Genomic DNA, 12,985 nt, shown 5'->3' on the forward strand with positions numbered 1-12,985 from the left:
CGCGTCCCGCCCTCGGCCGGGAGGGCGGCCGCCAGGGGCTCGGTAGGATGGCACGGTGCCAGTGAACCCCGACCTCGTCGGGCGGGACTTCCCGCCGACGTCGCCCTACCTCGTCGGGCGGGAGAAGGTGCGCGAGTTCGCACGCGCCGTCTTCGCCGACGACCCCCAGCACACCGATCCGGCCGCAGCGCAGGCGCTCGGCTACGCCGACGTCATCGCGCCGCCCACCTTCGCGATCGTCGTCACCGACGCCACCCTGCAGCAGCTGCTGGGCGAGCCCGACTCCGGCATCGTCCTGAAGAACGTGCTGCACGCGGAGCAGAGATTCCGCTACTCGCGTCCCATCGTCGCCGGTGACGAGCTCACCGCCAGGCTCTCGGTCTCGGGCATCCGCGGGATGGGCGCGGCCGCGATGGTGACCAGCGAGTCCGAGATCACGGATGCCTCGGGCGACCATGTCGTGACCGCGACGTCCGTGCTGCTCGTCGCGGAGGGGGAGCAGTGACCCTCACCGTGGGCGACGTCGTCGCCGAGCGCACCGTGCACCTCACCCGTGAATCGCTCGTCCGCTACGCCGGCGCCTCGGGCGACTTCAACCCGATCCACTACCGCGACGACATCGCCGCGGCGGTCGGTCTTCCCGGCGTGCTCGCCCACGGGATGCTCACGATGGGTCTCGCCGTGCAGACGCTCGTGCCGTGGCTCGGCGACGCCGGCCGCATCCTCGAGTACGGCGTGCGCTTCACGCGCCCCGTCGTCGTCGACCCCGAGGCCGGGGCCGATGTGTCGGTGGTGGCGAAGGTCGGCGCGGTCGACGACGAGACGGCGCGTATCGATCTGATCGTCTCGCACGACGGCACGACGGTGCTCGTCAAGGCCCAGGCACGGGTGCGTCTGGCCTAGCCCCATGCCCGATGTCGAGCCTCTTCCGCTCGCGCAGCTCACGACGCTGCGCACCGGCGGCCTCCCCGCCCGCCTGATCGACGCGCACTCGCGCGACGAGCTCGTCGCTGCGCTCCTGGAGGTCTGGGGAGACGGCGAGCCGTGGCTCGTGCTCGGCGGCGGCTCCAACCTCTTCGTCGGCGACGAGCCGTTCGAGGGGTCGGTCGTGCGGATCCTCACGCGGGGCATCGAGCGGATGCCGTCGCCCCGGCCCGGGTTCGCGCGACTCCGTGTCGAAGCCGGGCATGACTGGGACGCGCTGGTCGCGTACGCGGTCGAGCAGGGCCTCGCCGGGATCGAGGCGATGTCGGGCATCCCCGGCACGGTCGGCGCGGCGCCTGTGCAGAACATCGGCGCGTACGGTCAGGAGATCGTGCAGACGCTGGTGGAGGTGGAGCTGCTCGACGAGTCGACGGGCGAGGTCTCGACGGTGCCCGCCGCCGATCTCGGCCTCGGCTTCCGGACGTCGGTGCTGAAGCACCACTACGGCTCCGCGCCCCTGCGCTCCGCCGTGATCCTCTCGGTGACCCTCGAGCTCGCGGAGGTCGGCCACGAGGAGCGGCCCATCGCCGGCTCGCAGCTGCGGACGGCGCTCGGCCTCGCCGAGGGCCAGGGTGTCCCGGTCGCGTGGATCCGCGAGCACGTCCTCCAGACGCGTCGCCGCAAGGGCATGGTGCTCGATGACGACGACCCCGACACGTGGAGCGCGGGGTCGTTCTTCCAGAACGCGGTGGTCTCGGCATCCTTCGCCCGCACTCTTCCCGAAGAATGTCCGCGCTGGCCGGTCGCACCCGATCTCGATCCGGTGCTGGTCATCCCGCTGGCGTCCTTCGACGGCTACGTGCCGGCCCCCGTGGCGGAGGAGCCCGACGTCAAGGTGAGCGCGGCGTGGCTCATCGAGCACGCCGGCATCCGGAAGGGCTTCGCGCTGCCGCGCTCGCGCGCCGCGCTGTCGACGAAGCACGCGCTCGCGCTGACCAACCGCGGCGGTGCGACGGCGGCGGAGCTCGCCGAGCTCGCCCGCTTCATCCAGGGGCGGGTCCAGTCGGAGTTCGGGCTCGTCCTGCAGCCCGAGCCGGTCCTCCTCGGCGTCGAGCTCTAGCGCCGCGAGACGCCCGGCCCGGTCCGCCTCGTCGAGTACAGGCGATCAGACGGAGGCAGGCAGTCTCCCGGGTGGGAGGTCCTGCCTCATGCGGTTCGCCTGTGTCCGGCCGGGCCGGCGGCAAGCGGGGATGCCTCAGGCGACGCGTTCGCCGCAGATGCCGCAGACCCCCGTCGGCGGCACCTCGACGAAGCAGTTGGGGCACAGCAGCGAGACGCGCTCCGGCTGAGCGGGCGTGCGGCGCACGGGTGCCTGACGCGGCGCGCGCTCGGCGCGCGATCGCGGAACGGGGGATGCCGCGGCGGGGCGCCGGGCGGCCGGGACGTGCGCGGCGCAGTAGAAGCGCACGTATCCGGAGTGGTTCTTCGGATGCCGGTGCTTGTACGCCCAGAGCTCGTCACGCGGTCGCGGTTCACGGTCCGGGCCGCAGCCTGCGCAGCGGGCGGGCTCGCCGGGGAGGGCATCGGCCAGCAGCACAGGAGACTCGAACGGGAGCGCGTCCCGCCAGTCCGCCGATTCCGTGATCCTCATCGGTCCGCGAAGAGCTCCTGCATCCGCTTCACACCCTCCAGCAGCGCGTCGTCGCCGAGCGCGTACGACAGGCGCAGGTAGCCGGAGGGCCCGAACGCCTCACCCGGCACGACGGCGACCTCGGCCTCGTCGAGGATGAGGTCGGCGAGTTCGAGCGACGTCTCGATGCGCTTGCCGCGCCACTCGCGGCCGAGGAGTCCCGTGACATCGGGGTAGGCGTAGAACGCGCCGAGGGGGTTCGGCACGGTGACGCCCTCGATCTTCGACAGCTCCGAGACGATGAGCTTGCGGCGGCGGTCGAAGGCGACGCGGAACCCCTCCGCCTCGGTCTGCGGGCCGCTCAGCGCCGCGAGCGCCGCGCGCTGCGCGACGTTGTTGACGTTGGAGCTGAGATGCGACTGGAGGTTGGCCGCGAGCTTGATGGCGTCGGCGGGGCCCACCATCCACCCGAGGCGCCACCCCGTCATCGCGTAGGTCTTCGCGACGCCGTTGACGAGGATCGTCTGGGCCGCGGCATCCGGAACCGCCTCGACGATCGACACGGCGCGCACGCCTTCGTAGACCAGGTTCTGGTAGATCTCGTCCGAGATGATCCAGATGCCGTGCTCCACCGCCCACTCGCCGATGGCCTTCGTCTCGTCGGCGGTGTAAACCGATCCAGTCGGGTTCGACGGCGAGACGAAGACGAGCGCGGTCGTCTTGTCGGTGCGGGCCGCCTCGAGCTGGTCGACCGTGACCTTGTACTCCTGATCGGCACCCGCGAACACCTCGACCGGCACGCCGTCGGCGAGGGCGATCGCCTCGGGATAGGTGGTCCAGTACGGGGCCGGCAGCAGCACCTCGTCGCCGGGGTTCACGACCGCCTGGAAGGCCTGGTAGACCGCCTGCTTGCCGCCGTTGGTCACGACGATCTGGGACGGGGCGACGTCCAGGCCCGAGTCGCGGAGGGTCTTCGCCGCGATCGCCTCGCGCAGCACGGGAAGGCCGACGGCGGGCGTGTAGCGGTAGTTGGCGGGGTCGTGGAGCGCCTCGATCGCGGCATCCACGATGAACTGCGGGGTGGCGAAGTCGGGCTCTCCCGCCGCGTAGCTGATGACCGGACGTCCCGCCGCCTGCAGGGCCTTCGCCTTCGCGTCGACCTTGAGAGTCGCCGACTCGGCGATCGCGGACAGCTTGCGGGACAGGGGAGCGCGTTCGGTCACGCCTTCGAGCGTACCCGTGACGAACGACGTGCGCGGGGGAGGCATCCACCGAATGGGGGATGCCCGCTACCCCGGTCAGGCGTTCCCATCCGGCGTCTCGTCAGGAAGTCTGGAAGGCATGCGGAACACTGCGGTGCGAGTGCGGAACCTCCGGAAGGCCTACGGCGGCCGGACGGTCGTCGACGGCGTCTCGTTCGACATCGAGCACGGCGAGACGTTCGCGCTCCTCGGTCCCAACGGTGCGGGCAAGTCGACGACGGTCGAGATCCTGGAGGGCTACCGCCGACGCTCCGGCGGCGAGGTCGCCGTGCTCGGCGAGGATCCCGGGACCGCCGGGCTCGAGTGGAAGGCCCGCATCGGCATCGTGCTGCAGCCCACGGGATCCGGCGGGCTCTTCACCGTGCGCGAGCAGCTTCGCCAGTTCGCCGGGTTCTACCCGCGCGCGCGGGACGTCGACGAGGTCATCGCGGCCGTCGGCCTCGAGGCGCAGGCGAAGACGCGCATCTCCAAGCTCTCCGGCGGCCAGCAGCGGCGCGTCGACGTGGCGCTCGGGATCATCGGGCGGCCCGAGCTGCTCTTCCTGGACGAGCCGACGACGGGGTTCGACCCGCACGCCCGCCGCGAGTTCTGGGAGCTCATCCGGCGCCTCCAGGGCGAAGGGACGACGATCCTCCTGACGACCCATTATCTCGACGAGGCGGCGCAGCTGGCCGACCGCGTCGCCGTCATCGCCGACGGGCGCCTGCGGGCGATCGGGCCGGTTGCGACCATCGGCGGAGAAGAGGCCCGCGTGCCGGTCGTGCGCTGGATCGAGGGCGGAGCGTCGCGCGAGGAGCGCTCACGGGAGCCGTTCGAGTTCGCGACCCGACTCGCGGCACGTCTGGGCGGTGCTCCCGCAGGCCTCGAGATCGCGCGACCCAGCCTGGAGGACGTCTACCTGAACCTCGTGGCGGAGGCGTCCGCGGAGTCGGGCGACGAGGGCCTCGCCGAGCCCGTGGACGCCGGCGACGAGATCATCCAGGAAGGCGCGCGATGACAGCCACCGCCGGTGCCGACCGCCCCGCGCTGCGTAGCCCCATCACGCTCGGGCTGTGGCGCACGCGCTTCGAGATCGTCCAGTACTTCCGCTCGGGAGACACCCTCTTCTTCACCTTCCTCTTCCCGATCGCGATGCTCGGGCTCTTCAGCGTCGTCTTCGGCGCAGACGGGGAGTACCAGCCGGCGCCGGGCGTGCCGGCCATCTCGGTCGCCGAGCTGTACCTGCCGGGGATGCTGGCGGCCGGGCTCCTCCTGTCGGGCTTCCAGAACCTCGCCATGGACATCGCCGTCGAGCGATCGGAGGGGACCCTCAAGCGCCTGGGCGGCACACCGCTGTCGCCGGTGTCGTACTTCGCCGGGAAGATCGGGCAGGTCGGGGTGACGGGGACCCTGCAGGCGATCCTGCTGCTCGCCTTCGCGGTGTTCGCGCTGGGCGCGCAGCTGCCGACGGACCCGGAGAAGTGGGCGGTGTTCGCGTGGGTCTTCGTGCTGGGAATCACCGGCTCGGCGCTGCTCGGCGTCGCGCTGTCCTCGGTCCCGCGAACGGCCAAGAGCGCGACGGCGGTCGTCGTGCCCATCGCACTCGTGCTGCAGTTCATCTCGGGCGTCTACCTCTTCTTCTTCCAGCTGCCCGACTGGCTGCAGAACTTCGCCAGCCTCTTCCCACTCAAGTGGATGGCCGAGGGCATGCGCTACGTCTTCCTGCCCGACAGCTATGGAGTGCTCGAGCAGACGGAGGACTGGAACCTCGCCGGCGTGGCGATCGCCCTGTCGGTGTGGCTGGTCGTCGGCCTCGTGCTGTCCCGGATCACCTTCCGGTGGATCCGCCGCGACGCGTAGCCTCGGAAGGCGAGGAAGGGGCACGGGATGCTGAACCGGCGGTGGTGGGACGTCACCGTCATCGGCGCGATCCTCGCCATCGCGGTGTTCTCGTTCCTCGGCTTCGGCCCGACCGATCCCATCCAGCGCCTCATCGTCCTGATGACGCTCGGGCTGTTCGTCGTGGGCTACGCGCTCTTCGCCCGTCCCGAGATCGGCACGGAGCCCCCGACGTGGCGCGTCCCGGTGTTCGTCGCGATCGCCGCGGTGTCGATCTGCATCGGCGTCGCGGCCGGTCCCTTCCTCTCCATGCTGCAGATCGTGGCCTACCCGCTCGCGTGGGTCATCACCCCGGATCGGCGCCAGGCGATCCTCGCCTCGAGCGTCATCGCGCTGGCCGTGCTCGCGGGGTATCTCGTGGGCGGCGGGCTGTCGTTCGAGGCATTCGTCTCGGGACTGACCACGGCCGGCTTCTCGGTCGCCTTCGCCATCTCCCTGGGCCTGTGGATCACGAGCATCGCCGAGTACGGCGAGGAACGCGCACGCCTTCTCACCGAACTCACCGCCGCGCAGGCCGAGGTCGAGGCGCTCAGCCGCGATCGCGGCGCGGCGGGCGAGCGCGAGCGGCTGTCGCGCGACATCCACGACACCCTCGCCCAGACCCTCGCGGGGCTGGTGATCCTCGCGGAGCGCGCGGGCAAGCAGTCGCGGGAGGGGGCGACGGATGCCGCGGCCGCGACGATCGCGACGGTCGAGCAGGTCGCACGCGAAGCGCTCGCCGAATCGCGGGCCCTCGTCGCCCGCACGGCGGCGGTCCCCGGCGAACTCGCCTTCGCGGCAGCCGTCGAGCGACTCGCGGAGCGCTTCCGGGCTGAGGCAGGCCTCGCGATCGACGTCACGCTGCGGATCGACGATGCCGCGCCGCTCGGGCGCGATGCGCAGGTCGTGCTCCTCCGGTGCCTCCAGGAGGCGCTCGCGAACGTGCGGCGGCACGCGGGTGCGACGCGGGCGGCGGTCGAGGTGACCTCCGCCGGGGGCGTCACCGAGGTGGAGGTGAGCGACGACGGACGGGGATTCGACCCCGACGCCCCCCGCTCCGGATTCGGCCTCGACGGCATGGGGGAGCGCGTCGCCCTCGCGGGGGGCTCGATCGACGTCATCTCGGCGCCGGGGGTCGGAACGACGCTCCGCGTCCGCCTGCCGCACGAACCCGCCCGCGTCGAGGAGGCGCGATGATCCGGCTCGTCATCGCCGACGACCATCCCGTCGTCCGCGCGGGCCTGGCCGGGATGCTGTCGGACGAGCCCGGCTTCGAGGTCGTCGGCGAGGCATCCGACGGTGAGGAGGCGGTGCGGGTCGCGGGCGCCGCCGAGGCCGATGTCGTGCTGATGGATCTGCGGATGCCGCGCACCGACGGAGTGGTGGCGACGACCCGCATCGTGGCGGGAGAAGCCGGAGAGCCGCCGCCGCGCGTGCTCATCCTCACCACCTACGAGTCGGACGACCAGATCCTCGCGGCCATCGCGGCCGGCGCCGACGGGTACCTCCTCAAAGCGTCGCCCCAGGAGGAGATCGTGGCGGGCATCCGCTCGGTCGCAGCCGGCCAGTCCGCGCTGTCGCCGCGCGTCGCCGTGCGCCTGGTGGAGCGGATGCGGCGTCCCGCGTCCGAGACGATCCTCACCCCGCGCGAGACGGAGGTGCTGCGCCTGGTCGCGACCGGGCACAGCAACAAGCAGATCGGCGCGCGACTCGGCATCGGGGAGGCGACCGTCAAGACGCACCTGCTGAAGACGTTCGACAAGCTGGGCGTCGCCGATCGCACGCACGCCGTGACGACGGCGATGGAGCGCGGATTCCTCCCCTGAGGGCTACCCTTTCCCTCATGGACGAGTTGGTCTGGGGAGCCGTGATCTCGTCGATCGTGCTCGTCGTGGCGGGCGTTCTCGTCTGGTGGCTCTGGGGAACCTGCGCCTGCGCCCTCACGGGCGCCGTCGGCACCGTGGTCGGCGGCGTGCTCGCGCTCGCGCCGCTTCTGGCCGTTGCGGATCAGGATGTCGCGCTGCGGATGTCGTTCGTCATCACGGTGGTGACGGTGGTCTGGCTGCTCAGCTGGTCGGTCGCCAGCGGGATCCGCGGCCAGCGCCTGGCGCGAGAGGCCGAGGCGCAGGCCCTGGGCGCCGCGCGCGGTGCCGCCCCCAGGGCCTGAGCGTCAGAGGTCGAGCGGCCAGGTCGGCCGGAGTTCGATGAGACCCGAGGTGGCCATCGGGTGCCGCGCCGCGATCTCGATCGCCTCCTCCAGCGAGGCGGCCTCGAGCACGTCGAACCCTGCGATCCATTCGTGGGTCTCGGCGAAGGGTCCGTCCGTCACGATCACCGTGCCGCCGCGGCGCCGCACGGTCTTGGCGTCGGCCGGCGGGCGCAGACGGTCTCCGTCCGTCGCCTTGCCGGCCCCGTAGGTCTCGTCGACCCACTGCTCGATCGGGATCGGCGGCTCCTCCTTCTCCTCGAGGGAGGGATCGACGACCACGAGCATGAGGAATTTCATCGCGCTGTCCTTTCCGTGAAGCGACGTTACGCTCTGTGCGTCGAACGACCGGATGCCGAGTCGACGAACCACGGAAAGAAGGGACGGATGCCCCGGCAGAAGCCGGAGCATCCGTCCCTCGCGATCTTGTGGGATCACGCCGACCGGACGGTCAGGCCACGTCCACGAGGTGCTTCGCGTAGGCGGGCAGGGTGAGGAACGCCGGGAAATCCGCGCCGAGTGCGACCTCGCGGAAGATCTCGGCGGCGTCGTCGAAGCGGTCGCCCTCGTGACGGTCGGCGTCCCGGAGGACGCGACGGATCAGGCCTTCGACGTGCTCGCGCGTGATCGGGGTGCCGTCCTCGGTCTCGCGGTCCTGGTGCACCCACTGCCACACCTGGCTGCGGCTGATCTCGGCGGTCGCGGCATCCTCCATGAGGTTGTCGATCGCGACGGCGCCGAGCCCGCGAAGCCACGCCTCGATGTAGCGGATCGCGACCGACACGTTGTCGTGGACGCCGCGTGCCGTGATCGGCCGGCCGATGTGCACGTCGAGCAGCTGGGCCGCCGTCACCTCGACATCGTCGCGCTGCCGATCGACCTGGTTCGGCCGGTCGCCGAGCACCGCGTCGAACTCCGCCTGCGCGGCCGGGATGAGGTCGGGGTGGGCGACCCAGGTCCCGTCGAAGCCGTCGCCGGCTTCCCGCTTCTTGTCGGCGGAGACCTTCTCGATCGCTCGCGCGGTGACCTCCGGGTCGCGCCGGTTCGGGATGAAGGCGCTCATGCCGCCGATGGCGAACGCCCCGCGCTTGTGGCACGTCTTGACGAGGAGCTCGGTGTACGCCCGCATGAACGGCACGGTCATCGTCACTTCGCTGCGATCGGGAAGCACGAAGCGCGCGCCCCGCCCCCGGTAGTTCTTGATGATCGAGAAGATGTAGTCCCACCGGCCCGCATTCAGTCCCGCGCAGTGGTCGCGCAGCTCGAAGAGGATCTCCTCCATCTCGAAGGCGGCGGGGAGGGTCTCGATCAGCACGGTCGCGCGGATCGTGCCGTGCGGGATGCCCGCGTAGCGCTCCGAGAAGCTGAACACCTCGTCCCACAGCCGCGCCTCCTCGCTGGACTCGAGCTTGGCGAGGTAGAAGTACGGTCCCCGGCCGGCGTCGATGAGCGCCTGCGCGTTGTGGAAGAAGTACAGCCCGAAGTCGACGAGTGATCCGGACGCAGCCATCGCGCGCCCCGATCGGTCGGTGTAGCGAAGGTGCTGCTCCGGGAGGTGCCAGCCGCGCGGCCGCATCACGATGGTGGGCGTGCGCTCGGCGGTCACCGTGTAGACCCTGCCTTCGGCGCTGGTGTGGCGCAGCTGCCCGCGGATCGCGTCGAAGAGGCTGAGCTGGCCCCCGATGACGTTCTTCCATGTGGGGCTCGTCGCGTCCTCCTGGTCGGCGAGCCAGACGAACGCGCCGGAGTTGAGGGCGTTCACGGTCATCTTGGGATCTGTCGGGCCGGTGATCTCGACGCGGCGGTCCTCGAGCCCCGGGCCGGCCCCGGCGACCCGCCACGCGGCGTCGTCGCGGATGTGCGCCGTGTCGTCGCGGAACTTCGGGTCGCGGCCGTTGCCGATCTCGTAGCGGCGCCGCATGCGGTCGGCGAGCCGGTCGTGGCGGCGTCCCGCGAAGCGGTCGTGCAGCTCGGCGAGGAACGCGACGGCCTCGGGCGTGAGGATCTCGTCGTAGCGGGGCCCGATGCGGCCGAGGATCTCGATCGCGGGGCCGCGGCGGGTCTCGGTGGGCGGGGGAGACGTGTCGATGAGGGTCATGGTGGTGTCCTTAAGCTTTCGGGGGCGGATGCCGCGGCATCCGCTCGATCAGTGGAACTGGGCGGTCTCGGTGGAGCCCGCGAGGGCCAGGGTGGCGCTGTCTGGGTTGAGCGCGGTCGACACGACGTCGAAGTAGCCGGTCCCCGCCTCGCGCTGGTGCTTGGTGGCGGTGTAGCCGCGCGCTTCGGCGGCGAACTCGGCCTCCTGCAGCTCGACATACGCGCTCATGGCGCGCTCGGCGTAGCCCTTGGCGAGGTCGAACATGGAGTGGTTCAGGGCGTGGAAGCCGGCGAGGGTGATGAACTGGAACTTGTAGCCCAGCTCCGCGAGCTCCTTCTGGAAGCTCGCGATCTGCTCGTCGTCGAGGTGCCGCTTCCAGTTGAAGCTCGGCGAGCAGTTGTAGGCGAGCAGCTTGCCGGGGAACCGCTCGTGGATCGCGGAGGCGAAATCCCGAGCGAGCGCGATGTCGGGCTCGCCCGTCTCGACCCACAGCAGGTCGGCGTACGGGGCGAAGGCGAGTCCCCGGCTGATGACGGCCTCCAGTCCCGGGCGCACGCGGTAGAAGCCCTCGGTCGTGCGCTCGCCTGTCGTGAAGGCCTGGTCGCGCTCGTCGACGTCGCTCGTGAGGAGGTCGGCGGCGAGGGCGTCCGTGCGCGCGATGATGACGGTCGGCACCCCGGCGACGTCGGCCGCGAGCCGTGCCGCGTTGAGCGTGCGGATGTGCTGCTGCGTCGGCACGAGAACCTTTCCGCCGAGGTGTCCGCACTTCTTCTCGCTCGCGAGTTGGTCCTCCCAGTGGATGCCGGCGGCGCCCGCCTGGATCAGGGAGTGCGCGAGCTCGTAGGCGTTGAGCGGTCCGCCGAAGCCCGCTTCGGCATCGGCCACGATCGGTGCGAGCCAGTCCTGGGAGACCTGGCCGGCGCCGATGGATGCCTCGGCGTGCTCGATCTGGTCCTGCCGGAGGAGGGCGTTGTTGATGCGCCGGACGACGGCGGGGACCGAGTTCGCGGGATACAGGCTCTGGTCGGGGTAGGTCTGGCCGGCGAGGTTGCCGTCTGCGGCCACCTGCCACCCGCTGAGGTAGATGGCCTTGAGGCCGGCGCGCACCTGCTGCACGGCCTGGCCACCCGTGTAGGCCCCGAGCGCCCGGATGTACTCCTCGGTGTGCAGGAGGTTCCAGAGGTTCTCCGCCCCTCGCTGGGCGAGCGTGCTGTCCTCTCGCACCGACCCGCGCAGACGGACGACGTCCCCCGCCGTATACGTGCGCTCGATGCCGTCCCATCGGGGGTCGGTGTCCCAGATCTCCTGGAGCTCGGCCGCGGTCTGCGTCTGGTCCCCGGCGCGCAGCGGGGGCTGACCGGGAGTGGCGTGGATCGTCATGGGGTCTCCTTCTTCGGAGTCCGGCACCTCAGGTGCGGCGCCGGACGGGCTCGTCGTGAGACCACTGTCCGTGAAGAAGCGGATGCCTGGTGACCAGATGCGCTGTGAACTTTCGAGCTATTTCTGGTTCTGTGACAGACTGCCGGTATGACGGCGATGTCGGCACGCGAACTTGGGACGGAGCAGCCCGACGATGATGGGGTGGACTCTCTCACCATCGGCCGACGCATCCGCCAGCTCCGCACCGCGCAGGGGATGACGCTCGAGGAGCTCGCGACGGCGGTGGACCGCGTTCCCAGCCAGCTCTCGATGATCGAGAACGGCCGGCGCGAGCCGAAGCTCACTCTCCTGCGGGCGATCGCCCGCGTGCTCGGCGTCTCGCTCGAGGCGCTGCTGGAGTCCGAGCCGCTCGACGAGCGCGCGACGCTCGAGATCGCGCTGGAGCGGGCGATGAAGGGTCCGACCTTCCAGGCCCTCGGCATCCCGCCCTTCCGCATCGGCAGGACGGTGCCGACCGAGGCCCTTCGGACCATGCTCGCCCTGCAGTCCGAGATCGAGCGCCTCCGCGACGAGCGCGCCGCGACCCCGGAGGAGGCTCGGCGGGCGAACGTCGCGCTGCGGCGGCTCATGCGCACGCAGAGCAACTACTTCGCCGAGCTCGAGACGAAGGCGCGCGAGATCCTCGATGCCGTCGATCACCCCGGTGGTCCCCTCACGCAGCGGACGGCGTCCGACATCGCGGCGCATCTGGGCTTCACGCTGCACTACGTGCCCGACCTCCCCCAGACCACCCGCAGCGTCGCCGACATCAAGAACGGCCGGCTCTATCTGTCGAGCAGGCTGACGGCGCGGGGCGATCCGCGCACCGCCGTGCTCCAGGCGCTGTCGAGCCGAATCCTGGGGCACACCGAGCCGACGAGCTACGCGGAGTTCCTCCGCCAGCGCGTCGAGACGAACTACCTCAGCGGAGCCCTCCTCATCCCGGAGGCGCACGCCGTGCCGTTCCTTCAGGACGCCAAGCGCGACAAGGCGATCTCGATCGAAGACCTGCGCGACGCGTACTCGGTCTCGTACGAGACCGCCGCCCATCGCTTCACCAATCTTGCGACGCAGCATCTCGGCATCCCGGTGCACTTCCTCAAGGTGCACGAGTCGGGCGTCATCACGAAGGCGTACGAGAACGACGACGTGAACTTCCCGACCGACCGCCTCGGCTCGATCGAGGGGCAGATGTGCTGCCGCAAGTGGACCTCACGCGTCGTGTTCGACGTCGACGACCACTTCAACCCGTACTACCAGTACACCGACACCGGCAACGGCACGTACTGGTGCACGGCGCGCGTGGAGTTCTCGAGCGAGGGAGCTCACTCCGTCTCGGTGGGGGTGCGCTTCGACGACACGAAGTGGTTCCTCGGGCGCGACACCCCCCATCGCGGTGTCTCGAAGCACTCCGTCGAGGTGTGCTGCCGGCGCGCGCCGGCCGACCTCGAGGCGGCTTGGCGCGACAGCTCGTGGCCGAACGTGCGCACCCCGCGGACGCTGCTGGCGACGCTTCCGACAGGGGCCTTTCCGGGCGTCGACACGACCGACGTGTACGAGTTCCTCGAGGCGCACGCGCCGCGCTGAGT

At 70.9% G+C, this 12,985-nt stretch carries 14 protein-coding genes; 9 read left to right on the forward strand and 5 right to left on the reverse strand.

Going from position 1 to position 12,985, the window contains the following annotated elements; translation table 11 throughout:
• Nucleotides 1-55: 55 nt before the first annotated feature.
• From EV279_RS07175 to EV279_RS07185, 3 genes are read left to right on the forward strand one after another with little or no spacing between them, the layout of a single operon-like run.
• A complete protein-coding gene (locus EV279_RS07175; RefSeq protein WP_133542163.1) occupies nucleotides 56-505 on the forward strand; it encodes a MaoC family dehydratase N-terminal domain-containing protein in 450 nt (149 codons plus the stop codon).
• Complete coding sequence (locus EV279_RS07180) at nucleotides 502-903, forward strand: MaoC/PaaZ C-terminal domain-containing protein (RefSeq protein WP_133542164.1); 402 nt, start codon at nucleotides 502-504, stop codon at nucleotides 901-903. Before EV279_RS07175 ends, EV279_RS07180 begins: the two co-directional genes overlap by 4 nt.
• 4 nt (nucleotides 904-907) lie before the next feature.
• Nucleotides 908-2,044 (forward strand): UDP-N-acetylmuramate dehydrogenase, encoded by a 1,137-nt coding sequence (locus EV279_RS07185; RefSeq protein ID WP_133542165.1) that lies wholly within the window; start codon nucleotides 908-910, stop codon nucleotides 2,042-2,044.
• Nucleotides 2,045-2,179: 135 nt separating this feature from the next.
• On the opposite strand, the gene EV279_RS07190 is transcribed toward EV279_RS07185, so the two are convergent.
• Together EV279_RS07190 and EV279_RS07195 are read right to left on the reverse strand one after the other, a co-directional pair.
• Nucleotides 2,180-2,575 carry a glucose-6-phosphate dehydrogenase gene (locus EV279_RS07190; RefSeq protein ID WP_133542166.1) on the reverse strand — a complete coding sequence of 132 codons (396 nt, stop codon included), beginning with the start codon at nucleotides 2,573-2,575 and terminating at the stop codon, nucleotides 2,180-2,182.
• Complete coding sequence (locus EV279_RS07195) at nucleotides 2,572-3,777, reverse strand: pyridoxal phosphate-dependent aminotransferase (protein ID WP_208109495.1); 1,206 nt, start codon at nucleotides 3,775-3,777, stop codon at nucleotides 2,572-2,574. The genes EV279_RS07190 and EV279_RS07195 overlap by 4 nt, the downstream gene beginning before the upstream one ends.
• Before the next feature lie 118 nt (nucleotides 3,778-3,895).
• On the opposite strand from EV279_RS07195, the gene EV279_RS07200 reads away from it, so the two are divergent.
• The 5 genes from EV279_RS07200 to EV279_RS07220 are packed head-to-tail and all read left to right on the forward strand — an operon-like array spanning nucleotide 3,896 to nucleotide 7,840.
• The gene (locus tag EV279_RS07200) at nucleotides 3,896-4,813 is read left to right on the forward strand and encodes an ABC transporter ATP-binding protein (RefSeq protein ID WP_133542168.1); all 918 of its coding nucleotides are present in this window, start codon (nucleotides 3,896-3,898) and stop codon (nucleotides 4,811-4,813) included.
• Nucleotides 4,810-5,655 (forward strand): ABC transporter permease, encoded by an 846-nt coding sequence (locus tag EV279_RS07205; RefSeq protein ID WP_133542169.1) that lies wholly within the window; start codon nucleotides 4,810-4,812, stop codon nucleotides 5,653-5,655. The genes EV279_RS07200 and EV279_RS07205 overlap by 4 nt, the downstream gene beginning before the upstream one ends.
• A 27-nt stretch (nucleotides 5,656-5,682) precedes the next feature.
• Nucleotides 5,683-6,870, forward strand: coding sequence for a sensor histidine kinase (locus EV279_RS07210; protein ID WP_133542170.1), 1,188 nt, complete (start codon nucleotides 5,683-5,685; stop codon nucleotides 6,868-6,870).
• Nucleotides 6,867-7,499 (forward strand): response regulator transcription factor, encoded by a 633-nt coding sequence (locus EV279_RS07215; RefSeq protein ID WP_133542171.1) that lies wholly within the window; start codon nucleotides 6,867-6,869, stop codon nucleotides 7,497-7,499. Before EV279_RS07210 ends, EV279_RS07215 begins: the two co-directional genes overlap by 4 nt.
• Nucleotides 7,500-7,516: 17 nt before the next feature.
• A complete protein-coding gene (locus EV279_RS07220; protein ID WP_133542172.1) occupies nucleotides 7,517-7,840 on the forward strand; it encodes a hypothetical protein in 324 nt (107 codons plus the stop codon).
• A gap of 3 nt (nucleotides 7,841-7,843) precedes the next feature.
• Here the strand turns inward: EV279_RS07220 and EV279_RS07225 are convergent, their stop codons facing one another.
• The 3 genes from EV279_RS07225 to aceA form a co-directional block, all read right to left on the reverse strand.
• Nucleotides 7,844-8,179: a YciI family protein gene (locus EV279_RS07225; RefSeq protein WP_133542173.1), complete on the reverse strand. Its 336-nt coding sequence runs from the start codon at nucleotides 8,177-8,179 to the stop codon at nucleotides 7,844-7,846.
• A 151-nt stretch (nucleotides 8,180-8,330) separates the two neighbouring features.
• Nucleotides 8,331-9,977, reverse strand: a complete 1,647-nt coding sequence (gene aceB / locus EV279_RS07230; RefSeq protein ID WP_133542174.1) for a malate synthase A — start codon at nucleotides 9,975-9,977, stop codon at nucleotides 8,331-8,333.
• A 48-nt stretch (nucleotides 9,978-10,025) separates the two neighbouring features.
• Nucleotides 10,026-11,357, reverse strand: a complete 1,332-nt coding sequence (gene aceA / locus EV279_RS07235) for an isocitrate lyase (RefSeq protein WP_133542175.1) — start codon at nucleotides 11,355-11,357, stop codon at nucleotides 10,026-10,028.
• A gap of 156 nt (nucleotides 11,358-11,513) precedes the next feature.
• Here aceA and EV279_RS07240 point away from each other — a divergent pair, with 156 nt between their 5' ends.
• A complete protein-coding gene (locus EV279_RS07240) occupies nucleotides 11,514-12,983 on the forward strand; it encodes a helix-turn-helix transcriptional regulator (RefSeq protein WP_133544713.1) in 1,470 nt (489 codons plus the stop codon).
• The last annotated feature ends 2 nt before the right edge of the window (nucleotides 12,984-12,985 follow it).

Origin of the sequence: Microbacterium sp. BK668 (genome assembly GCF_004362195.1) — a bacterium.
In the GTDB taxonomy this organism is placed as follows: domain Bacteria; phylum Actinomycetota; class Actinomycetes; order Actinomycetales; family Microbacteriaceae; genus Microbacterium.